This window comes from Nocardioides sp. QY071 (assembly GCF_029961765.1).
In the GTDB taxonomy this organism is placed as follows: Bacteria; Actinomycetota; Actinomycetes; order Propionibacteriales; family Nocardioidaceae; genus Nocardioides.
The window spans coordinates 820950-841798 of the sequence record NZ_CP124681.1 but is presented as its reverse complement, the minus strand read 5'-3'; the positions used below and the strand labels follow the sequence as shown (position 1 = coordinate 841798).

Here is a 20849-nt window from a genome sequence, read left to right as displayed (position 1 = left end):
GCAGGTGGTTCCCGCCATCGACGTGCACTCGCACTACGTGCCGCACGGCTGGCCCCAGCTCCCCGGACCGGAGCCGCGCCTGTGGCTCGACGTCACGGGCGAGGCGGAGGCGACCATGATGATCGGCTCCCGCGAGTTCCGCCGCATCACCTCCGCGGCCTGGGCCGCCGACGTCCGCCTGGCCGACATGGACGCCGACGGCGTCGAGACGCAGGTCGTCTCCCCCACCCCGGTGTTCTTCGGGTACGACGCGGCACCCGCCGACGCGGCCGCGATCGCACGCATCTTCAACGACCTCGCGCTGGAGATCACCGCCGAGTCGTCCCGACTCCTGCCGTTCTGCCAGGTGCCGCTGCAGGACCCCGACCTCGCGTGTGCCGAGCTCGAGCGCTCACTGGCGAACGGACACGTCGGTGTGGAGATCGGCAACCACGTCGGGGACCGAGACCTGGACGACGCGGGCATCGTCACCTTCCTCCAGCACTGCGCAAGCCTCGGCGTACCGGTCTTCGTGCACCCTTGGGACCTGCCGAACTCGCCACGTCTCGACCGGTGGATGGCGCAGTGGCTGACGGGGATGCCCGCCGAGACCCACCTCTCGATCCTCGCCATGGTACTCGGCGGTGTCTTCGACCAGGTCTCTCCGGACCTGCGGATCTGCTTCGCGCACGGCGGTGGTTCCTTCCCCTACTGGCTGGGCCGGATGGACAACGCCTGGCGTGAGCGCCACGACATCATCGGCACCTCGGAGCATCCGCCCTCGCACTACCGTGACCGGTTCTTCGTGGACACCGTCGTCTTCGACGAGGCGCCTCTGCGCCTGCTGGTCGACACCATGGGTCCCGAGCGCGTGATGGTCGGCAGCGACTACCCCTACCCGCTCGGCGAGCGGCCCGCGGGCGGGCTCGTCCGCCGGGCCGCCTTCCTCGGTGAGGTTGAGCGCACCTCGTTGCTCCGTGGCAACGCGACCACGTGGCTCGGGCTCGACCAGGCGGTCGCCGTCTCGTGAGCGCGACGTCACTCCCCGACACCATGCGCGTCGTGGTGGCCGCGGGAGCGGGTGGTCCGGAGGTCCTGACGACGACCCAGCGGGCCCTGCCGCGGCCCGACGAGGGGGAGGCGCTGGTTCGCGTGATCGCCGCGGGCGTCAATCGGGCCGACCTGATGCAGCGCGCCGGCAGCTACCCGGGTACAGCGGCGGTCGCCGACCTCGGCCTCGAGGCCTCCGGAGTAGTTGTCGCGGTCGGTGCGGGCGTCGCGGACGACCTCCTCGGCCGTGAGGTCTGCGCGCTCCTGCCCGGCGGCGGGTACGCCGAGTACGTCGCCGTTCGTGCCGCCCACCTCGCTCCCGTACCCGCCGGCGTCTCCGCCGTGGACGCCGCCGGGCTGATGGAGGCCGCCGCCACGGTGTGGTCGAACCTCTACATGCACCACAAGCCCGAACCGGGGTCCTGGCTGCTCGTGCACGGCGGGGCCAGCGGCATCGGGACGACGGCTGTACAGATCGCGTCTGCCCTCGGCGTACGGGTGGCCACCACGGTTGGCTCCCCGGACAAGGCTGGGTTCGTCGAGGCCCTTGGGGCCGAGCTCGTGATCGACCACCGCCGACAGGACTTCGCCGAAGTGCTGCTCGCCCGCAGCATCCGGCCCGCCGTGGTCCTCGACATCGTCGGCGCGGCCTACCTGGAGCGCAACCTGCGGGTGCTGGACCGTGGCGGCCGGCTGGTGGTGATCGGGCACCAGAGCGGAGCGACCGCGCCAATGGACCTGGAGCCCCTGCTCAAGAACAACCTGACGGTCACCGGCAGCGGCCTGCGGATGCGGCCGGACCACGAGAAGGACCAGATCATCGCCGACCTCGTGCGACACGTGTGGCCGCTCTACGAGAGCCGCGCAATCGTCCCCACCACCCACGCCGTCCTCCCGCTCGAGAGGGCATCAGAAGCGCACGTACTCCTCGAGCAGTCCCGCCATCGCGGCAAGGTCCTGCTCCTCGCGGACCTGCCCCCGACCACCGAAAGCCCACGATGACCAGTCCTCCCGCCCGGATCCTGTACCAGAGCTTCACCGACCCGGCCGTCCACCAGCCCTACTTGTCGAGGCTGCAGGCCTATCTCACCGAGATCGCGGCACCCGGCGTCACCTATGAGGTGCGCGGCATCAGCCCCGCCGACACGCAGCTGGGCAGGCTGAGCGAGCTGCGCTGCGGCGTCCAGTCCGTCGCCGGCATCGTCCAGGCCGCCGAGGAGGGCTTCGACGCCGTCCTGGTCGGTCACTTCCAGGACGCCTGCCTCTACGAGGCCCGGACCGCAGTCGACATCCCGGTCATCGGCCACGGCGAGGCCAGTATGCTACAGGCCTGCATGCTCGGTGGGCGCATCGGCCTCGTCACCCTCGACCCCGTCTACCTCTCATGGCACAGCGAGCAGATCGCGCGCTACGGCCTCTCCTCCCGGGTCGTCGACGTCCGGCCCCTGCTCCTCACGCCGGACCAGGCGGTCGCAGCCTACGACGACGCGGCGGCGTACCAGTCGATCAAGGACACCTTCGTCTCGCTAGCCACTGCCATGGTCCGCCAGAGCGGTGTCGACGTCGTGATGTCGGCCGGTGGCCTGTTCGCCCTCCTCAGCGCGCGCGACCACGTCGAGGTCCCTGGCGCCCTGGTGGCGAATCCGACGCTGCTCGCCGTACGGCAGGCCGAGGCGTCGGTCGCCATCGCACGGGCCAACGGGACGCCCGTCTCCCGCGGCGGCACCTTCGCCAAGGCGACGCCACAAGCCATCCAGGAACTGCTCACTCTCGTCAAGGGGACACAGGAATGACCACGTACAGCTACATCGCCCACGCCCTCGCCACCGGGGACGGGCGCAACGGACACGTCCGCTCGGGTGACGGTCTCGTCGACCTCGACCTCGGCATCCCCGCGGACCTCGGCGGAGCCGGAGGGGACGTCAGCAACCCTGAGCAGCTCTTCGCCGCCGGGTACTCGGCCTGCTTTCTCTCCGCCCTGACCTCGGTCGCCCGTCTCCAGCGGGTCAAGCTGAACGGCGCCCACGTGGAGGCCCGGGTGACGATCGCCGGCGGCGCAGCCGGCTTCGACCTGTCGGTCGAGCTCGTCGTCACCGCTCCCGGCGTCTCGACAGAGGACGGCGAGAAGTTGCTGGAAGCCGCCCACCAGAAGTGCCCCTACTCCAAGGCAGTCACCGGCAACATCCCGGTGAAGCTCACCCTCGCCGCGCAGGCCTGAGAGCCGGTCGACGATCGACCTTGCGTGGGCCGTCGATGTTCGACGCCGGCCCACGCAAGGTCATCCCAGCGGAGCGCCCCAGTCAGTCTCGCCACCCGATAGCCGGAGGACGCGACCAGTTGGCCAAGTCCTCTCCCCCTGTCGCCTCGAGGTCGGTCCTTCTCCGCTCCTCGTCACCTCGCTGCCGATCGAGCGGACCAAGTCACGCTCGTGACGCCGGCACCGACCTCTGTCTGCCTCTCGCGCACGAACACCACGAGGCACCCGAAACCCGGGTCGCAACCCGATGATCGGTCATCAGCGCGCATGAGCGTTGCGGTAGATGTGAGCGCCGACGAAGTGCCGCACACCTCCTGCATCAGTGGGCGCGCGCCACATGGGCCGCCGGGAGGCCGTGCCATCCGAGGCTCATCAGGGAACACGATCAGACTCCGAAATGGCCGCCGCTCCCAATCCGTCCTCCCCGCACTCCTCAATCCCGCTTTCCCTACCGACCATTATCGACCTTCGGTACGTCGTCCCTCCCCTCACCGTTTTCTCCTCCCCTTCGAGCGGCACGCATGCTACGGAGGTCCGTAGGCCCCGCCGGCCCACCTGATGAGCAAGGAATCGAGTGGGCGCGGGGTGATCAGCGTGCATGGCGGGGTCAAGTTCTACCGCGGGTCGCCCAAGGCTGCCCGCGCGTACGTCGAGCGCGACCGTTCCCGTGCCGACGACTACTACCTCGGTGAAGGCACCGCCGTCGCCACCCGCCTGATCGCGACCCCCGACGGCGTCGCCGAAGCCCCCGCGATGGTCGGCGAGACCTACGAGAAGTGGGTCGCAGGGATCGACATCGACACCGGTGCTCCGAAGGGCCGCCTCCGAACCGGCGCTGACGGCGTGCGGTTCCTCGAGGTCGTCGTGAACGGCCCCAAGACGTGGTCATTGGCCGCTGCCCTGCACCCGGAGATCTCCGAGGCGCTCGACGCGGCGCAGGACCGGGCCGCGGTCGAGATCGTCGGATGGGTCGCGCAGCACGCGACCACTCGGATCGGGCCGCGGGGACGGCAGGTTCAGGTTCCGGTCGAGAGGATCGAGGCCGCGGTGATTCGGCATCACACCTCCCGCGCCGGCGACCCTCACCGCCATCTCCACCTTCAAGTGAACGCACGGGTGTTCGCGGCCGGCGGCTGGCGTGGCATCCACTCGGTCGGGTTCCGCGACTCGATCAACGCGATCAACGGCATCGGCCACGCCGCAGTCGCGACCGACCCTGAGTTCCGCGCCGCACTCGCGCGTCACGGATTCACCCTCGACCCGGTGACCGCCGAGATCCGTGAGCTTGCCCCCTACGTCGGGGCGTTCAGCGCCCGCACACGCCAGATCCACCGCAACCTCGACGCCCATGAAGCCGAGTGGCGCCACACGCACCCCGGGCAGGAACCCGGACCCAAGCTGCGCGAGGCATGGGACCGGCGAGCGTGGGCACAAGCCCGCCCCGACAAGGTCATCCCCGTCGACGGCGACGACCTCGTCGCCCGGTGGAACGAGGAGCTCGTGGCACTCGGCTACCACGACCCGGCCGAAGCCATCGGTGTCGCGGGGACGCTGCCGGGACGGATCGACCGCGATTCGTCTGCGGATCTCGTGATCTCCCGACTCGGGGTGAAGCAGTCGGCGTGGAACAGCGCCGACATCCGCGGTCAGGTCGAGGTCCTCCTCGCCCAGGCCGGTCTCGTCACCGAGGGTCGTGCTCGTCGCGAGCTGGCCGAGGACGTCACTGTCCGCGCAGCGACCCGATGCGTGCGCCTTGTGACCGCGCCCGGTGTGCCCGAGCACGTCAGGTCGCTCACCTCGCCACGGGTACTCGACGTCGAAGCCGCGCTCATCCGCTCCCTCACTGCCCGCGGCTCGAAGCCGGCACGCGCCGCACGCCAGAACGCCCTGGCCCCCGGACGGCTGGACCCCGACCAGAGGGCGGTTGCCGCAGCGCTCGCCGGCACCGCGGGTCTCGTCGTCGTCGAGGGAGCCGCCGGAAGCGGGAAGACCACCGCCTTACGGCTCACCCAACGGCTCCTCGGCGAGCGCGGTCACCGGTTGCTCGTCGTCACTCCCACGTTGAAGGCCGCGCAGGTCGCCGCCGCAGAGACCGGCGCCGACGGACATTCTGCTGCCTGGCTGATCCACCAACACGGCTGGCGATGGGACGCCGACGGCCACTGGACCCGCGAACCCACCACCTCCCCCGCCGCCTCGGCCGCCGATGGGGCACTGCTCGAGTACGGCGACCTGCTGCTCGTCGACGAAGCCGGGATGCTCGACCAGGACACTGCCGCCGCACTGCTCACCATCGCCGACGAGACCGGGGCGCGGATCGCATTCGTCGGCGACCGCCACCAGCTCCCCGCCGTCGGCCGTGGCGGCGTGCTCGACCACGCCGTCGCCTGGGCGCATCCCACCGCAGTCGTCACGCTCGACAACATCCACCGGTTCACCGACCCCGAGTACGGCGCCCTCACGATCCGGATGCGCACCAGCGACGACCCCGGCGCCGTGTTCGACGAACTCCTCCGTCGCGGGCAGGTGGTCATCCATCCCAGCGAGGTCGAACGCACCGCCGCCCTCGCCGATGTCGGAGCCCGCGGCGAGCTCGTGGTGGCCGACCGCCGCGACCACGTCACCGACCTCAACGCTGCCATCCGCGACCGCCACGCAAGGACCCGTTCGAGGATCGACACGAGCGACGAGTCCGATCCATTGCCGTGGGGCAGTTTCGTGACGACCGTGACCGGCGAGGTCATCGGGATCGGCGACCGCGTCGCCACCCGACGCAACGACCCCGACCTCCAGGTCGCGAACCGACAAACGTGGACGGTCACCGGGATCGGCGACGATGGCAGCCTGAAACTGACGCCCACCGGCGGCAGCCGTTACGGAGCAGGACCGAGCCGAGTCGTGCCGGCGCCGTACGCCAGTCGCTTCGTCGAGCTGGCCTACGCCACCACCGTCCATGGCGCCCAGGGCGACACCGTCACCACCGCTCACGTCGCGATCACCGACACCACCGACGCAGCAGCGGCGTACGTCGCCATGACCCGCGGCCGCGACACCAACACCGCCCACCTCGTCGCCGACTCCGTCGAGGACGCCCGCCGCCAATGGACCGACGTCTTCGACCGCGACCGCGCCGATCTCGGCCCCGCCCACGCACGCACCCGAGCGATCAACGACATCGATCGCTACGGCCCCAACGCCGCCGGTCCTGGCAGCCGCCCGCTTCCTCCCCCGACGCTGCGCCCGTCGCCGTCCGCGGCAGACCTCGGGATCGGCATCTGACCGCGGCCGGCCCGCGCCCGGCGCGGTGCCGGACACCGTCCGGCACCGCCATTGCACGGTGCCGTTGAATCACCGGAGCCGTCGTCGCCCACGGCCGGCGCGTGACCGCCAGCGCGACACGGAGCACCGAACCCGAGAAGACACGCCACCACCGTCCGCCCGCGCAACCCGCCTGTCAAGCAGAAGATCTCCAACGACGAAACACTCCGAGACGACCGCTGACAACACGAGACGACCGGCGATGTCCGGCGTTCCGCAGTCAGGCGTCCGCATCGCCACCCTCGGCCTCCTCCTCGACGTCGAAGAGCGCCTCGAGCTCGAGCTGTTCCCCGAAGGCGCCTGAGGTGTCCAGTGCGTCTGGAACGGGAGCGGTGGGCCGCAGCGCGCGTTCCAGATGCGCCGCGGGGGCATGATCCGTGGTCGGGTCGGGCTCGATGTAGTGGCCTTCAGTGATGGCGCTCGAGGTGTGGCCCAGGAACGTGGCGGCGGCGTCGGTGCCGAGGCCGCGGGCGATCACGGTCGCGGCCGTACGCCGGTACCAGCGCAGGCTGATGCCGGTGTCGCCGAGGCCAGCGAGCTCGACCATCTCCCGGAACGTGCGCCGCACGTTGTAGGGATTGAGCACGCCGCCCGTGCGGTTGGCGAAGATGGTGCGCTCACCCTCGTCCGGGCGCATGGTCCTCATCCGGCGACGAATCACGACGGCCGCGAACTCAGGCACCGGGATGTCGCGGACCGAGCTCGCCGTCTTCGGGTGCGCCTGCCGGATCAGGCCGGTCGCCTTGCGCAACACGACCGTGCCGGTCACGCGCACGACCATGCCCTGCTCGGTGTCCCTGACGTCGCAGGGCCGCAGCGCCAATGCCTCCCCCGGTCGCATCCCGGTGCCGAGCAGGAGCTCGATCAGATCGCGGACCTGGCCGTCGCTCTTCGGTCCCGGCAGCCCCGGGGCAGTACGCCATTCGGCCGCGGCCTTCCGGATCGCCGCGACCTGCTCCAGCGTGAGTGCCTGCGGGCTGTTCTTGGGCTTGCGCAGCTGGGAGGTGCCCTCGACCGGGTTGCGGGCGAGCGCGTCGTTGCGAAGCGCGAAGCCGAACAGCAGGTTCAGGATCGAGCGCGAGTGCATCGCTCGCGAGTAGGACAACGCGAGCTGGGACTTGAGGAACCACTCGACGCGGCCGGTCGTGATCTCGCCGAGCATGAAGTGCTCGAAGGCAGGGAGCACGTGGAGCCGGATGAGGTCGCGGTAGCTCTCCTTGGTGCCCTCGGCAAGGTCCTGCAGGTCGAGGTCCTCGAGCCACAGCGCGACCAGCGAGGGGAACGGGCTGTCGGCCGACAGCGTGCCACCGCGGCCGAAGGCGGGCCGCGTCCTGAGCTTGTCGTGCAGGCGTTGGCGGGCGGCGGCCGCCGTTGCGGCCGAGGCTGTGACGCGACGTACCCGACCGTCCGCATCCCTGATCCGAGTCTCGGCCTTGGTCAGCCGTCCGGTACGGCGCACGTTGACGACACCGAAGGCGCCAACGGGAGTCCGGGGGCGCCCGGGCATCAGCCAGCCCCCGGGCCGTGACGACGGGCGTCGTCCTGCTCCATCCGGGTCAGCCATGCCTCGATCTCGCTGGCGCGGAACCGGAGCTCGCGTCCGACCCGGAAGCCGCGCGGTCCACGGCCCTGGCAGCGCAGGTCGTAGATGGTCTGCGCGGGGACGTGGAGGTGGTCACAGAGCTCAGTGAGCGTCACCACCGCATCGATGGCAGGTCGGGCGGCCGGCGTCCGACGGACCATGCCGTCCGTGAGGACTGGACGGGGTTCAGTGAGGCGAGTGGTCATGCACCTCAGGTGCGCCAGACTCACCATGCGGGCACGAGACGCGTCGAGGCGCCGCAGCCGGGCGCCGCTCGCGGCTGAATACTTGGAGAATAAATGGAGAGTGGGCACTCGTCCTCCTGGATTTGAGGACGGTGCCCACGCTCAGCCTGGTGGAGGTGAGGGGATTCGAACCCCTGACCTTCTCATTGCGAACGAGACGCGCTACCAACTGCGCCACACCCCCAAGCGAGGAGAAACGGTAGCACCCGCGTCCCGCGCGTTCCGAATCGGGATGGTCAGTTGCGGTCCTCGTCCGCGTGACCGGCAGGGCGCGGCTGTTCGTCACCGTGCGGTCCGCGGTCGACGTCGGAGCTGCCACGGGGCTTGGGCGGGTCCTCGAAGGTGGTCGACTGCCCGCGGGCGGACTCCCCGCCGAACGGGCTCTCCTCGATGCCCCGCTCGGGATCGGAGGTCTGGGTGTCGGGCGAGACGGCGGTCGCGGAGTCGGCGTACTTCTTCTCCTGCTCCCGCGCCTGCTGGGCGGCCTGACGGTCGGCGGCGGTGCCTTGGTCGTCGTGACGGGTCATGGCCGGGCGTTACCCGCGACCGGACCGGTCAGCCGGGAGAGGGGTCAGCTGCCGGAGGCGCGGCGCTGGTCGGCGTCGGCGGCGGCCACGTCCTGGGCACGCTGGGCGTCGGCCTCGCGGGCGAGCTGGGAGTCGGCCTCGTTGCGGCCCGAGCTCCAGACGCCGGTGGAGTCGAGGTCGATCGTGCGGACGGTACGACCGGCAGGCGCCTTGGCGACGTACGTCGGCAGCGGGACCGGGACCGGCGTCCAGCCGTTCTGGGCGGGGGCGTCGGCGGGGGTCGAGTCGTCGAGGAGCTCGGCGGAGACGACGGGGATCTCGTCGGTGTCGTCGCGCAGCTCGTCGAACGGTCCGGCGGCGCCGGGCTCCTCGGACTCGGAGGCATCCTCGGCGGCGATCTCCTCGTCGGCGAGCGTGGTACGGCGCTTGCGGACCGGGGTGGAGCGGGCGGCGCGCTCGCGCTTGACCATGAGGCGGCACGCGACGAGCCAGGCGGCCATCAGGGAGGCAGGCGCGGCGAGCCAGGCCCAGGCGACGACCTTGCCGATCGCCAGGGCGGCGACGACGACGATCGCGAGCAGGAGCAGGTTGAAGACCCGACGGCGGCGCGCGGCGGCGCGACGGGCGGCCGAGGAGGTCGGGCGGGTGGCACGCGGCGCAGGGGTGGGCGCCGCGGGCTCGTCCCGCTTCTCCGACGACTTCTCCGACTTCTGCGTCGACGGACCTGGCCGGCCGGTGGCGACCAGCTCGGCTTCGGTGGTCGACACCGCATCCCGCCGGGCGAGCACCCGCAGCCGGTCGGAGAACCCGTCGACCGAGCGGCTGGAGGCGTCCTCCTCGTGGCGCCGCAGCGCCATCGGGACGAGGTAGACCGCCCACGCCACGAACAAGGCGACGAAGATCAGCGAGCTCAGGTCCACACCGAGAGGTTAGGAGCGGTACCTCAGTGCGGGGCGCATGTCCATCGGTGTGTCACAGATTGATTCCTGTGACTCATGTGATTTGGCGGTCGAGGCGCACGAGGACACCGCGGGGCGCCTCCTCGCGGGTGACGGCGAAGATGCGGTGGTCGCGCCACTCCCCGTCGATGTGGAGGAAGTACGGCGCGTAGCCGACCTCGCGGATGCCGAGCTTCTCCACCACCCGCAGCGAGTTGGAGTTCTCGGGGCGGATGCAGATCTCGATGCGGTGCAGGCCGCCGAGGAAGAAGCAGTGGTCGATCACCATCGCGACGGCACGCGGGATCACGCCCCGACCCGCGAACTGCTGGTCGATCCAGTACCCCACGGACGCGAACTGCGCCGAGCCGCGCACGATGTTGTTGACGCTGACCTGGCCGGCGAAGACGCCGTCGACCTCCACCACGAAGGGGTACGTCGTCCCGCGCCGCGCAGCCTTGCGCAGCCGCTTGACCAGGGCCCGGAACGAGGTCGGGCGGGCGTCGGAGCCGGGCGGGGCGGTGGCGTCCCAGGGCCCCAGCCACACGGCGTTGCGGCGCCGCGCGGTGCGCCAGGCGCGGGCGTCGGAGCGCGCGATGGGGCGCAACCGGACGACGGGGTCGGTGCCGGAGATCAGCTCGTTGGGCCAGGCCCGGCCCGGGACGCCGACGACCATCCGCTCGCGAGGGGCCTCGGTCAATGGTCGCTCCCGACGATCTGCTCGACCGCGTGCACGACCACCGGCTCGAGCACGGCCAGCGCGTCCTTCACGCCGCCGCGCGAGCCGGGGAGGTTCACGACCAGGGCGGTGCCGCAGACGCCGGCCAACCCGCGCGAGAGCACCGCGGTCGGCACGCCCTTGGCGACGCCGGCGGCACGGATCGCCTCGGCCAGGCCGGGGACCTCGCGGTCGAGCAGCGGCCGGGTCACCTCGGGGGTGCGGTCGGTCGGGGTGAGGCCGGTGCCGCCGGTGGTCAGCACGACCCGCGCGCCGCCGGCCACGGCCGCCGAGATCGCCTCGCCGACCGGCTCCCCGTCCGGACGGACGACGGGCTTGTCGACGACGAAGCCCCAGGACCGCAGGGCCGACACGATGAGCGGACCGGTCGTGTCGTCGTACACTCCGGCGGCGGCGCGGTTCGACGCCACCACCACGGCAGCGGGGTAGCCGGAGGTCATCGCGACCAGTCCCCCGACTTGCCGCCGCTCTTGGTCTCGACCCGCACGTCGGTGATGACCGCGCTCTTGTCGACGGCCTTGACCATGTCGACGATGGTGAGCGCGGCGACGGACACGGCGGTCAGCGCCTCCATCTCGACGCCGGTGCGGTCGGTGGTCCTGACGGTCGCGGCGATCTCGACGGCGTCGTCGGCGACGGTGAGGTCGACGGTGACACCGGAGATCGACAGCGGGTGGCACAGCGGGACCAGCGCGGGCGTCTGCTTGGCGCCCATGATCCCGGCGATGCGGGCCACGGCGAGCGCGTCGCCCTTCGGCACGCCCTCGCCGCGGAGCAGGCCGACGACCTCCGCCGAGACGAGGACTCGGCCGGATGCGGTCGCGACCCGGTGGGTCACGGCCTTGGCCGACACGTCGACCATCCGCGCCGCGCCGGCCTCGTCGACATGGGTCAGCCGCGGATCGTCAGCCATGAAGGCCCTCCTGGGGTCGCGGATGCAGGGCGAGCACCTCGACGAAGGTGCCCTCGGGCAACAGCCTCCCCGAGGGCGGTACGACGAGCAACGCGTCGGCCGCGGCGAGCAGACGCTGCGAGTGACCGGCGTGCCCGGGAAGCGGCGCCACCGCACCCGAGGCGTCGGAGAGGACGGCGGGCAGCAGCACGGTCCGGTCGCCGGCCTGCACCGCGGCGGCCAGCGGCGCCCGCGGCGGCAGCCAGCGGATCCCGCCCAGCGCGTGGAGCAGCGGGACGACGTACAGCAGGAAGGCGGCGTAGGCGGCGATCGGCGTACCGGGCAGCGTGACGACGGGGACCCGGCGGCCGTCGGAGGCGACGACCACCCCGCAGCCCTGGGGGCGGCCGGGCTTCATCGCGACCGGCCCGAACCAGAACGCCGGGTCGTCGCGCAGCGCGGCCTTGACGACGTCGTGGTCGCCGGCGGAGATGCCGCCCGTGGTGACGACGACGTCGGCCGCCTCGACCGCGGTGGCGAGCAGGGCACGGAAGCCCGCGAGGTCGTCGGGCGCCGGGCCGAACGCGGCGGCGTCGGCGCCCGCGTCGCGAGCCGCGGCGACCAGGGTGGGCGAGTTGCTGTCGGGCACCTGGCCCACGACCAGCTCCGCGCCGGTGGACAGCACGGCCACCCGCGGGCGGGCGTGCACCGGGACCGACGAGGCACCGACGGAGGTGAGCAGGCCGAGCTGGGCGGGTCCGAGCCGCGCGCCGGCGGCGAGGGCGACCTCGCCGGCCCGCACGTCCTCGCCCTCGAAACGGATGTGTCGCCCGGCGTCCGCCCGCTCGCGGATCTCGACCGGGTCGGCGCCGGACGTCCACTCGAAGGGCACGACCAGGTCGGCCTCCGGGGGCACGGGGGCGCCGGTCATGATCCGGACCGCCGTACCTGGTGCCAGCGGCGTCACGGCGTCGCCCGCGGCGACCGCACCGGTCACCGGCAGCGACACCGGGACCGCGGCCACGTCGGCGGCGCGGACCGCGAAGCCGTCCATCGCGGCATGGTCGAAGGGCGGCACGGACAGGGCGGCCGCGACGTCGGCGGCCAGGACCCGGCCGAGCGCCTCGGCGAGCGGGACGACCTCGGGATCGAGCGCCCGGACGCCCTCGAGGACCCGCGACCGGTGCTCGTCGACCGAGCAGGCCGGGTCAGTCATCCGACCCCGACAGCACCTCACCGGCAGGCACCCGCTGGGCGCCCTTGGCGTCCAGCTCGACGGCACCGACGACCTGGACGCCGTGGCCGAAGGTCCAGTCGCCCTCGACCTTGAGCGCGGTGGCCTTGGCGAGCGACGGTGCGCCCTCGGGGAAGCGCTTGTCGAACTCGCCGACGACCTTGTAGTGGTCGGCGTCCAGCTCGACGTACGGCACGTCGGTGGCGACCTGCGTCAGCGCGAAGTCGGCGCCGATCTCGTAGACGTCGGAGCGCAGCACGAGCAGGTCGTTGGTGGTCTTGACCGGGATGAACCGGTCGCGACCGACCTCGATCAGGCGGGCGCCGTCGAAGACCTCGATCGCCGCACCCATCGCGGTCTCGATCTGCACGACCTCCGGCGAGGCGGGGTCGGCCGGGTCGACGTGCTTGACGTTGCGGATCAGCGGCAGCCCGAGGATGCCCTCGCGGCCGTCGAGCACCGCCTTCATCGCGTGCAGGTCGAACCACAGGTTGTTGGTCGAGGTGAACCGGTGCCGCTCGAGGTCGGCGAGAGCCGCGCGGTCCTCGGGCAGCGTCTGCGCGGTCTCGCGCAGCACGATCCGGCCGTCGGCCTTGCGACGCGCGAAGTGGCCGCCCTTGCGGTCGGAGGCGGTCCGTCGTACGGCCTCGATCGCGAAGGGCGCACCCGTCGAGGCGAACCAGCCCGCGACCCGCGGGTCGGGTACGGCGCCGAGGTTGTCGGAGTTGGACACGAAGACGTAGCGGTAGCCCTGCTCGATCAGGCGGTCGAGCAGGCCGGTGCCGCGCAGCGCGGTGTAGAGGTCGCCGTGACCGGGCGGACACCACTCGAGGTCAGGGTCCTTGGGCCAGGCGGCCGGCGTCAGGTCGGAGGTGAGGAGCTTGGGCTCCTTGTTCTGCAGGAACTCCAGGGGCAGGCCGTCGACGGCGAGGTCCTCGTAGCGGCCGAGGGCGTCGAGGGTGTCGGCCGAGGTGCGGAACGAGTTCATGAACAGCAGCGGCAGGCGGGCGTCGTACTGCCGACGCAGGTGCAGCGCCTGGCGGGCGATGATGTCGAGGAAGGACAGGCCGCGGCGCACGCAGAGCAGCGACTTGGCGCGCTCCATGCCCATCGAGGTGCCGAGCCCGCCGTTGAGCTTGATCGCGACGGTCCTCCCGATCGCGTCGGCCGCGACGTCCTCAGCGACCTCGACGTCGGCGAGGCTCTCGATGTCGACCGGCTCGATGGTCGACTCCGGGATCATGCCGGTCTCACCGTGCTCGAGCAGCCGGTAGTAGTGCGCGAACGTCTCGATCGCCACGGGGTCGACCCCCGCGTCGAGCATCTTCGCCCGCGCCTTCTCGAGACCGCCACTGCGGCCACTCATACCCATGCTGCCGATCGTAGGCTTCCTGCGTGACAGGTCCACATCCGCTCCAAGGAGCGGCCAAGGTCGCGGCCCGCGACCAGCTCCTCACCGCCCGGCGACGCCGCTCGCTTACCGAGGTCGGGGCCGCCGCCCGGGCCATCGCCGACCATCTCCTCGCGGCGCCGGAGGTACGCCGGGCGGCCACCGTGGCGGCGTACGTCTCCGTCGGCACCGAGCCCGGCACCACCGCGCTGCTCGACCTGCTGGTCGACGCGGGCAAGCGCGTGGTGCTGCCGGTGCTGATGGCCGACAACGACCTGGACTGGGCGGCGTACCACGGTCCGACCTCGCTGGCGCCGGCCCGGCGCGGCCTGCTCGAGCCGGTCGGCACGCCCCTCGGCGTCGAAGCGGTCGCGACGGCCGACGTCGTCCTCGTCCCCGGCCTCGCGGTGTCCCGCGACGGGATGCGACTGGGCCGTGGCGGCGGGTCCTACGACCGGGCGCTGTCCCGCGTGCCGGTCGGGACCTTCACCTGCGTCCTGCTCTACGACGACGAGGTCCTCCTCGACGTACCCGCCGAGCCGCACGACCGCCCGGTCTCCGCGGCCGCGACCCCCGGCGGGGTGCTGCGGTTCGACTCCCCCTGATCGTTCGATCGAACGGTTTGGGGGGGATCCGGCGCCCAGATGTCCCCCAAATCGTTCGATCGAACGATCCGAGGGCCGGCCGGGGTCAGCCCTCGGGCTTGAGCAGCAGCACGTCCTCGGCGGCGTCGTCGACCGCCTTCTCCGAGAACACCCAGGGCAGGGTCTGGCCGCGGGCCCACAGGTCGGTCTGGTCGGTGTAGTGCGGGTGGAAGGCGTGCCCGGAGACGCCGGTGAGGTTGATCCAGCGGGCCGCGTCGAGGTCGTCCATCGGGACGACCATCCGCATCGACGGCGCGGTCGCGACCTGGTAGCCGGTGCGCGCGTCCCACGCGGTCGCGTTGACCAGCGAGCCACCACCGCCGACCTCCCAGCCACCGCGGTTGAAGAGCCGCTCGACGATCCCGATCCCGGACTCCCCCAGCGTCGAGGAGCGCAGCTCGAGCTCGTGCAGCGCACCCCAGGTCCACTCCTCGGCGTTCGGCGACTCCAGCGCCGTGAGCTCGTCGCGGGCCGCGATCATCGCGTCACGCAGGATGTCGGAGCGGCGCTCGACCTTGTCGTCGGTGCGCACGTCGTCCCACCACGGGTTCTTGCCGCGCGGCAGCAGCGCACTCACCACGGCGAACCAGCGGTCGCCCCCGTCGGGCTGGATCACCTTCGGCAGCTCGTCGGAGAACGTGCGGGAGAGGACCTCGCGCCACACCACGTTGAAGTACGCCGCCGCCGCGCTGTCGGCGTCCTGCTGGTAGTTCCACGACTTCAGCAGGCGCTGCCCGTCGGAGTAGTAGCCGCGCGGCAGCTCCACGTCGAGCAGGTACGGCGTGAGCGCCTCCCCGATCGCGCTGCGGTCGTCGAGCTGGATGGCCGCCATGCCCTCGACGCTGAGCTCGTCGTCGGCCGCGAGCAGCCGGTTGATCCGGTCCGAGCGGTAGCCGAGGTCCCAGTCCGAGGTGAGGTACGGCGGGTAGCGGGTCGGGTCGATCACCGCCTGGTTGGCGGTCGCGATGATCCCGGAGTCGGGGTCGAGGACGTTCGGCAGCGCGTCGTACGGCACGACCTCGCCGGTCCAGTCGGTCTCCTTGAGCCAGCCGGCGGCGGGGAGCCGGCCGTCGTTGCCGGGCCGGCGGATGGGGACGGCGCCGGTCGCCTGGTAGCCGATGTGGCCCTCGGTGTCGGCGTACACGACGTTCTGGCCCGGGGTGGCGAACGAGGAGAGCGCCTTGTGGAAGGACGTCCAGTCCGAGGCCCGGTCGAGGGCGAGCAGCGCGTCGGCGGTCGGGCGCGGGGTCAGCGCGGTCCAGGCCAGCGAGATCGCGACGTCTCCGGCCGACTCGTCCTGCTGACCGTCGGCGACGGCATCGACCTGGTCGAGCAGGCCGTCCTCGGTGATCTCGATGCCGTCCTCGTCTGCGAACCGCGCGAGGTCCGACAGCAGCGGGCCGTGGCTCGTGGCGCGGACGGTGAGCTCGACGTCCTTGCCGTCGCGCACCTCGATCTTCTCGGTACGCCGGGTCATCGGGAGCTGCTGGCCGTCGTACTCCCACTCGTCGCCGGTGACCCGCTCGACGTACAGGTCGGTCACGTCGGGGCCGAGGTTCGTGAAGCCCCAGGCGATGTCGCGGTTGTGGCCGATCACCACGCCGGGCACGCCGGAGAAGCTGAACCCGGCCACGTCGTAGGGGCACTCGTCGGACAGGGTGCGGCAGTGCAGGCCGACCTGGGTCCACACGCCGGGCAGCGAGATGCCGAGGTGCGGGTCGTTGGCGAGGATCGGCGCACCGGTGTCGGTGTGGTCGCCGTCGACGACCCACGCGTTGCTGCCGATGCCGTCGCCCCGGCCGAGCAGGGCGGGCATGCCGCCCAGCACGCTGCGCACCTTCGCGAGCGCCCGCACGGTCGCGGCGCCGCCCACCGGCGGGCGGGTGAGGCCGCCGGCACCGGCGCCGGTCGCGTCCTGGTCGAAGACGCCGTCGGCCACGCCGCCCTGCTGCACGATCGGGGCGTGCGCGGCGTACGGGTAGCCGGGGTAGAGGTCCTGGGTGCGGTCCTCGCCGACGGTCGCGGTCGCGATCGAGCGGCCGATCTCCTCCTCGAGGTTGCCGCGCAGGTCCCAGGCCATCGCCTTGAGCCAGGCGACCGAGTCGACGGCAGTCCACTGCTCGGGCTGGTAGTCGAGGCCGGTGATGCCGAGGAGGGAGTACTCCAGCGACATCTGGGAGGTGGATCGGCCCTCGAGGTAGGCGTTGACGCCCTCGGCGTACGCGTCCAGCGCGCTGCGAGTCGCCGGCCGCAGCATCGCGACCTCCTTCTCGGCCACCTCGCGCCAGCCGAGGGTGCGCACCACCAGGTCGGTCTCCAGGCCGGACTCGCCGAAGAGCTCCGAGAGGCGCCCGGCGGTGGCGTGCCGTCGTACGTCCATCTCGAAGAAGCGGTCCTGGGCGTGCACGAAGCCCTGCGCCAGCATCAGGTCGTGGGTCGAGTCGGCGTAGATCTGCGGGATGCCGTGGTCGTCGCGGACCACCCGGACCTCGCCGTCGAGGCCGCTGATCGACAGCTCGCCGCCGGTCTGGGGCCAGGAGCGGCGCACGCCGACGACCGCGGTGGTCAGGCCGGCGACCAGGACGAGGACCAGGAGTACCCCGAGGGCAGTGGTCCAGCGCAGCCACCGGGGCCAGCGTGCGCGGGCCGGGGAAGGAGTGTCGAGGTCCGCCATGGTGGCGCCATTGTGCCGTGAGGTTGCCTGCTGACGTAGCATTGGCACTCAACAGATCAGAGTGCTAGCGCCAGAGTGCCGAACGAGGAACGTCGATGCCCACCTACCAGTACCTGTGCACCGAGTGTGGTCATGCCTTCGAGCAGGTCCAGAAGTTCAGCGACGACGCCCTGACCACGTGCCCCGAGTGCACCGGCAAGCTGCGCAAGGTCTTCAACTCGGTCGGTGTCGTGTTCAAGGGCTCCGGGTTCTACAAGACCGACAGCAAGGCGTCGAGCAGCGCGTCGAGCACGCCGTCCACACCGGCGGCCTCCTCGACCACCTCGTCGTCCTCGTCGAGCGAGTCGTCCGGGGCGTCGAGCACGAGCTCGGCCGCCTCTCCCGCCTGATCCCGAGGTCCCTGTGGATGACGCCGGCGGCCGGCGTCGCGGCGGCCTACGGTCGCCCGCATGGACTCCCGCTCACCCCTGCACCGGCTGCGTGACGCCCGCGACCACGTACGACGACGGGTGCTGCGGCGCCGACGGCTGATCGCCGCCCTGCTGCTCGGCGTGGGCGCCGCCGTCGCGGTGCGCTCCGTCGCACCGCCGCCACCCTCGACCGCCACGCTCCTCGTGGCGGCGCGCGACCTGCCCGCCGGCCGCGAGGTCGCCGCGGGCGACCTGGTCCCGGTGGAGGTGCCGCCGGACGCCGTACCGGAACGAGTGGCGCGCGATCCCGTGGGGCGCCGGCTCGCGGCACCGGTGCGAGCCGGCGAGGCGGTCACCGACGTGCGCCTGGTCGGCCCCGGCCTCGGGGCGGCCCAGCCCGCCGGCACCGTCACCGTGCCGATCCGGCTCTCCGACGCCGGCCAGGTGGCGCTGCTGAGCCCCGGGGACCGGATCGACCTGCTCGGCACCGACCCCCAAGCCGGCACGACCGAGGCCCTGGCGCACGACGCGACCGTGCTCGCCGTACCGGATGCCGCCTCGGCCGCCGACGGCGCGCTTCCCGGGCGCCTGGTCGTGCTGGCCCTAGATTCGGGAGCCGTGTATCACGTCACGTCGGCGTCCGCAGCCGAATACGTGACTTATACATGGAGTCGCAGTTAGTTTCTGGGGCCAGAGAGTGCTCCCACCTCCACCACAACGCTCGGGAAAGAGGAGAGATCAATGTCCGGGTTCAAGAAGTTCATCCTGCGAGGCAACCTGGTCGACCTGGCCGTTGCCGTGATCATCGGCGCCTCGTTCGCCACCGTCGTCAACACCTTCGTCAACTGGCTGACCGCCCAGATGCCTGACTCCGCCAGCGAGATCTTCAGCAACGAGGCGAACTCCTTCGGCGCGTTCCTCAACGCCGTCGTGGCGTTCGTGATCCTCGCCGCCGTCGTCTACTTCCTGGTCGTCATGCCCTACACGAAGGCCAAGGAGCGCTACTTCCCCGACGAGCCCGAGGCGGAGGCTCCCGACATCGTGTTGCTGACCCAGATCCGCGACTCGCTCGTCAACCGCTGACAGCAGCTTCGCGGCACACGTCACCGAGGGCCGGTGGGGACATCCCCACCGGCCCTCGGCGCGTTCCGGTGGTCGAGGAGGTTGCGCAGCAACCGTCTCGAGACCCGTCAGCAGCCGTGGTGCGGCGGGACCTGACGGTGGTCGAGGAGGTTGCGCAGCAACCGTCTCGAGACCCGTCAGCCGCCGTGGTGCGGCGGGACCTGACGGTGGTCGAGGAGGTTGCGCAGCAACCGTCTCGAGACCCGTCAGCCGCCGTGGTGCGGCGGGACCTGCGACTTGAGCCAGCGCTCGCTCGCGCTCTCCCGGGTGGCCGATGGGGCGTCGTCCCGCTCGTCGGAGGTCACCGACGGCTCGACGTCGCCGAAGATCTCGGCCAGCCTGCGCCGCCGCTCCCAGTCGGTCTCCTGCCGCTCGCCCACGTCGACCTGCCTCAGGTGCACAGGCCGGCGGCCTCGCGGCCGGAGGCGCTGAGGCCCTCGGGCGTGGTGGCCGGCGGGGTCTGGGTGCCGTTGCTGGCGGTGCCACCCGGCGTACCGGAGGGGCTGGCGGTGTCGGACGGCTCGGCCGTGTCGGACGGGGTCCCGCTCGCCTCGTCGGTCGCGGCGCCGTCGGCGGACGCGGTGCCGTCGGGCTTGTCGCCCGCGCTGAGCGCGTCCTTGAGGAACTCGGGCGTCAGCGGCCGGTCCTTGCGGACCAGCTGCCACAGCTTGTCGACCTCGGGGGTCCACTCGATGCCGGAGCTGACCTTGTCGGAGTAGACCCACGGCGTGGTGATGAACTTGATGTTGTCGGCGCCGATGCCCTTCGCGGTGACGGCCAGGTCGGCCATCTGCGCGATGTTCTTGAAGTCGGTGTGCAGCGACGAGGACGCGGCGTTCATGAAGCCGATCAGGCGGTCGGGTCGCGCGATCATGCCGGCGGTGAGCGCCTTGTTGATCATCGAGCCGATGAAGGCCTGCTGGCGCCGGGTGCGGTTGGGGTCGGTGCCGTCGCCGATCCGGTAGCGGGCCCGGACGTAGGTGAGCGCCTCGTTGCCCTTGATCTCCCGGGTGCCGGCCTTGAGGTGGATGTTGTGCGTGTTGTCGTCGATGTCCTCGGGGATGCAGACCTCGACGCCGTCCAGCGCGTTGACCATGTCGCGGAACTGGTTGAAGTCGACGAGCACGTACTTGTTGATCCGGATGTTCGTCGCCTGCTCGAACTGGCGGATCGTGCACGCCGGGCCGCCGTACGCGAAGGCGGCGTTCCACTTCGCATAGCCGGTCGCCGCCGGGATCTCCTCGCCGTCCTCCTTGTAGCAGGTCGGCCGGATCACGGCGGTGTCGCGCGGCACCGAGATGCCGTAGGCGAACTTCCGGTCGGCGGAGAGGTGGAACAGGATCGTGGTGTCGGACAGGCCGCCGCCCGCCTCGCCGTCGATCCCGTTGCCCTTGCCCGCACGGGTGTCGGTGCCCATGACGAGGATGTTCATCGCCTTCTTCGGGCCGGTGTCCTCCACGGTCGGCCGGTCGTTGCCCAGCTGGGCCCCGAGGTCCTGGGTGTCGATGTTGCCGTTCCAGTTGTTGTAGATCAGCACGACGCCCAGGCCGGTCGCCAGCCCCAGGGAGAGCAGGCTGGCGAGGATCACCTTGAAGACGACCTTGCCGGGCTGCGGGCGCTTGCGCCGCCCACCGGCGACCCGCCTGGCGGTCCGGCCGGTCGAGCTGGGCTGAGCCGCTCGACTGCTCCTGCTGCCGCGGCCACCGCGCTCGTTGCGCGGGCGGCGCCGGTCGCGATCGGCCCGCGAGGTCGACACCCGTCGGGCGCGGCTCCCCGGCGCGTCACCGCGCCCGGTCTCAACGTCCTGCGTCATGGATCACCTGGTCGTGTGGCCGCTCGCAGCGGATG

The 20849-nt window shown here is 71.7% G+C and carries 21 protein-coding genes and 1 tRNA gene; 9 read left to right on the top strand and 13 right to left on the bottom strand.

What is annotated here, in order from left to right; genetic code table 11:
- Window positions 1–4 precede the first annotated feature (4 nt).
- The 5 genes from QI633_RS03970 to mobF all read left to right on the top strand — a co-directional run bounded on the left by QI633_RS03970 (window position 5) and on the right by mobF (window position 6565).
- Entirely contained in the window at window positions 5–1009 is a 1005-nt protein-coding gene (locus QI633_RS03970; protein ID WP_282428177.1) for an amidohydrolase family protein, read from the top strand.
- The gene (locus QI633_RS03965) at window positions 1006–2031 is read left to right on the top strand and encodes an NAD(P)H-quinone oxidoreductase (RefSeq protein WP_282428176.1); all 1026 of its coding nucleotides are present in this window, start codon (window positions 1006–1008) and stop codon (window positions 2029–2031) included. Before QI633_RS03970 ends, QI633_RS03965 begins: the two co-directional genes overlap by 4 nt.
- Entirely contained in the window at window positions 2028–2822 is a 795-nt protein-coding gene (locus tag QI633_RS03960; protein WP_282428175.1) for an aspartate/glutamate racemase family protein, read from the top strand. The genes QI633_RS03965 and QI633_RS03960 overlap by 4 nt, the downstream gene beginning before the upstream one ends.
- The gene (locus QI633_RS03955; RefSeq protein ID WP_282428174.1) at window positions 2819–3247 is read left to right on the top strand and encodes an Ohr family peroxiredoxin; all 429 of its coding nucleotides are present in this window, start codon (window positions 2819–2821) and stop codon (window positions 3245–3247) included. Before QI633_RS03960 ends, QI633_RS03955 begins: the two co-directional genes overlap by 4 nt.
- Window positions 3248–3844: 597 nt before the next feature.
- Window positions 3845–6565, top strand: a complete 2721-nt coding sequence (mobF, locus tag QI633_RS03950) for a MobF family relaxase (protein WP_282428173.1) — start codon at window positions 3845–3847, stop codon at window positions 6563–6565.
- 259 nt (window positions 6566–6824) lie between these two features.
- Here mobF and QI633_RS03945 read toward each other — a convergent pair whose 3' ends face one another.
- The 10 genes from QI633_RS03945 to QI633_RS03900 all read right to left on the bottom strand — a co-directional run bounded on the left by QI633_RS03945 (window position 6825) and on the right by QI633_RS03900 (window position 14127).
- Complete coding sequence (locus QI633_RS03945) at window positions 6825–8111, bottom strand: tyrosine-type recombinase/integrase (protein ID WP_282428172.1); 1287 nt, start codon at window positions 8109–8111, stop codon at window positions 6825–6827.
- Window positions 8111–8302, bottom strand: coding sequence for a helix-turn-helix domain-containing protein (locus QI633_RS03940; RefSeq protein ID WP_282428171.1), 192 nt, complete (start codon window positions 8300–8302; stop codon window positions 8111–8113). The genes QI633_RS03945 and QI633_RS03940 overlap by 1 nt, the downstream gene beginning before the upstream one ends.
- A gap of 237 nt (window positions 8303–8539) precedes the next feature.
- Window positions 8540–8615: transfer RNA gene (locus QI633_RS03935), tRNA-Ala, on the bottom strand.
- A 52-nt stretch (window positions 8616–8667) separates the two neighbouring features.
- Complete coding sequence (locus QI633_RS03930) at window positions 8668–8958, bottom strand: hypothetical protein (RefSeq protein ID WP_282428170.1); 291 nt, start codon at window positions 8956–8958, stop codon at window positions 8668–8670.
- 44 nt (window positions 8959–9002) lie between these two features.
- A complete protein-coding gene (locus QI633_RS03925) occupies window positions 9003–9878 on the bottom strand; it encodes a hypothetical protein (protein ID WP_282428169.1) in 876 nt (291 codons plus the stop codon).
- Window positions 9879–9951: 73 nt separating this feature from the next.
- On the bottom strand, window positions 9952–10596 hold the full coding sequence (locus QI633_RS03920) for a GNAT family protein (protein ID WP_260806520.1): 645 nt from the start codon (window positions 10594–10596) through the stop codon (window positions 9952–9954).
- A complete protein-coding gene (locus QI633_RS03915; RefSeq protein WP_282428168.1) occupies window positions 10593–11075 on the bottom strand; it encodes a MogA/MoaB family molybdenum cofactor biosynthesis protein in 483 nt (160 codons plus the stop codon). Before QI633_RS03915 ends, QI633_RS03920 begins: the two co-directional genes overlap by 4 nt.
- Window positions 11072–11548, bottom strand: a complete 477-nt coding sequence (gene moaC / locus QI633_RS03910) for a cyclic pyranopterin monophosphate synthase MoaC (protein WP_282428167.1) — start codon at window positions 11546–11548, stop codon at window positions 11072–11074. The genes QI633_RS03915 and moaC overlap by 4 nt, the downstream gene beginning before the upstream one ends.
- Window positions 11541–12743, bottom strand: coding sequence for a gephyrin-like molybdotransferase Glp (gene glp / locus QI633_RS03905; RefSeq protein ID WP_282428166.1), 1203 nt, complete (start codon window positions 12741–12743; stop codon window positions 11541–11543). The genes moaC and glp overlap by 8 nt, the downstream gene beginning before the upstream one ends.
- Window positions 12736–14127 carry a UTP--glucose-1-phosphate uridylyltransferase gene (locus QI633_RS03900; RefSeq protein WP_282429280.1) on the bottom strand — a complete coding sequence of 464 codons (1392 nt, stop codon included), beginning with the start codon at window positions 14125–14127 and terminating at the stop codon, window positions 12736–12738. Before QI633_RS03900 ends, glp begins: the two co-directional genes overlap by 8 nt.
- Before the next feature lie 29 nt (window positions 14128–14156).
- On the opposite strand from QI633_RS03900, the gene QI633_RS03895 reads away from it, so the two are divergent.
- Window positions 14157–14756, top strand: a complete 600-nt coding sequence (locus tag QI633_RS03895) for a 5-formyltetrahydrofolate cyclo-ligase (RefSeq protein WP_282428165.1) — start codon at window positions 14157–14159, stop codon at window positions 14754–14756.
- Between the two features lie 85 nt (window positions 14757–14841).
- Here QI633_RS03895 and QI633_RS03890 read toward each other — a convergent pair whose 3' ends face one another.
- Entirely contained in the window at window positions 14842–17469 is a 2628-nt protein-coding gene (locus tag QI633_RS03890; RefSeq protein ID WP_282428164.1) for a penicillin acylase family protein, read from the bottom strand.
- Between the two features lie 95 nt (window positions 17470–17564).
- Between QI633_RS03890 and QI633_RS03885 the strand changes: the two genes are divergently transcribed.
- From QI633_RS03885 to QI633_RS03875, 3 genes are read left to right on the top strand one after another with little or no spacing between them, the layout of a single operon-like run.
- Window positions 17565–17858: an FmdB family zinc ribbon protein gene (locus tag QI633_RS03885; RefSeq protein WP_282428163.1), complete on the top strand. Its 294-nt coding sequence runs from the start codon at window positions 17565–17567 to the stop codon at window positions 17856–17858.
- A gap of 60 nt (window positions 17859–17918) precedes the next feature.
- Window positions 17919–18560 carry an SAF domain-containing protein gene (locus QI633_RS03880; RefSeq protein ID WP_282428162.1) on the top strand — a complete coding sequence of 214 codons (642 nt, stop codon included), beginning with the start codon at window positions 17919–17921 and terminating at the stop codon, window positions 18558–18560.
- Between the two features lie 60 nt (window positions 18561–18620).
- Complete coding sequence (locus QI633_RS03875; protein ID WP_141800343.1) at window positions 18621–18962, top strand: MscL family protein; 342 nt, start codon at window positions 18621–18623, stop codon at window positions 18960–18962.
- A 245-nt stretch (window positions 18963–19207) separates the two neighbouring features.
- On the opposite strand, the gene QI633_RS03870 is transcribed toward QI633_RS03875, so the two are convergent.
- Window positions 19208–19381 carry a hypothetical protein gene (locus QI633_RS03870; RefSeq protein ID WP_174245239.1) on the bottom strand — a complete coding sequence of 58 codons (174 nt, stop codon included), beginning with the start codon at window positions 19379–19381 and terminating at the stop codon, window positions 19208–19210.
- Window positions 19382–19392: 11 nt separating this feature from the next.
- On the bottom strand, window positions 19393–20814 hold the full coding sequence (locus tag QI633_RS03865; protein ID WP_282428161.1) for an LCP family protein: 1422 nt from the start codon (window positions 20812–20814) through the stop codon (window positions 19393–19395).
- Between the last annotated feature and the right edge of the window lie 35 nt (window positions 20815–20849).

Coding starts and splice junctions, on each gene's coding strand:
- QI633_RS03865 (WP_282428161.1), bottom strand. CDS start 20,814: ATGACGCAGGACGTTGAGACCGGGCGCGGTGACGCGCCGGGGAGCCGC.
- QI633_RS03890 (WP_282428164.1), bottom strand. CDS start 17,469: ATGGCGGACCTCGACACTCCTTCCCCGGCCCGCGCACGCTGGCCCCGG.
- QI633_RS03900 (WP_282429280.1), bottom strand. CDS start 14,127: ATGAGTGGCCGCAGTGGCGGTCTCGAGAAGGCGCGGGCGAAGATGCTC.
- QI633_RS03885 (WP_282428163.1), top strand. CDS start 17,565: ATGCCCACCTACCAGTACCTGTGCACCGAGTGTGGTCATGCCTTCGAG.
- QI633_RS03955 (WP_282428174.1), top strand. CDS start 2,819: ATGACCACGTACAGCTACATCGCCCACGCCCTCGCCACCGGGGACGGG.
- QI633_RS03960 (WP_282428175.1), top strand. CDS start 2,028: ATGACCAGTCCTCCCGCCCGGATCCTGTACCAGAGCTTCACCGACCCG.
- QI633_RS03930 (WP_282428170.1), bottom strand. CDS start 8,958: ATGACCCGTCACGACGACCAAGGCACCGCCGCCGACCGTCAGGCCGCC.
- moaC (WP_282428167.1), bottom strand. CDS start 11,548: ATGGCTGACGATCCGCGGCTGACCCATGTCGACGAGGCCGGCGCGGCG.
- QI633_RS03915 (WP_282428168.1), bottom strand. CDS start 11,075: ATGACCTCCGGCTACCCCGCTGCCGTGGTGGTGGCGTCGAACCGCGCC.
- glp (WP_282428166.1), bottom strand. CDS start 12,743: ATGACTGACCCGGCCTGCTCGGTCGACGAGCACCGGTCGCGGGTCCTC.
- QI633_RS03880 (WP_282428162.1), top strand. CDS start 17,919: ATGGACTCCCGCTCACCCCTGCACCGGCTGCGTGACGCCCGCGACCAC.
- mobF (WP_282428173.1), top strand. CDS start 3,845: ATGAGCAAGGAATCGAGTGGGCGCGGGGTGATCAGCGTGCATGGCGGG.
- QI633_RS03945 (WP_282428172.1), bottom strand. CDS start 8,111: ATGCCCGGGCGCCCCCGGACTCCCGTTGGCGCCTTCGGTGTCGTCAAC.
- QI633_RS03875 (WP_141800343.1), top strand. CDS start 18,621: ATGTCCGGGTTCAAGAAGTTCATCCTGCGAGGCAACCTGGTCGACCTG.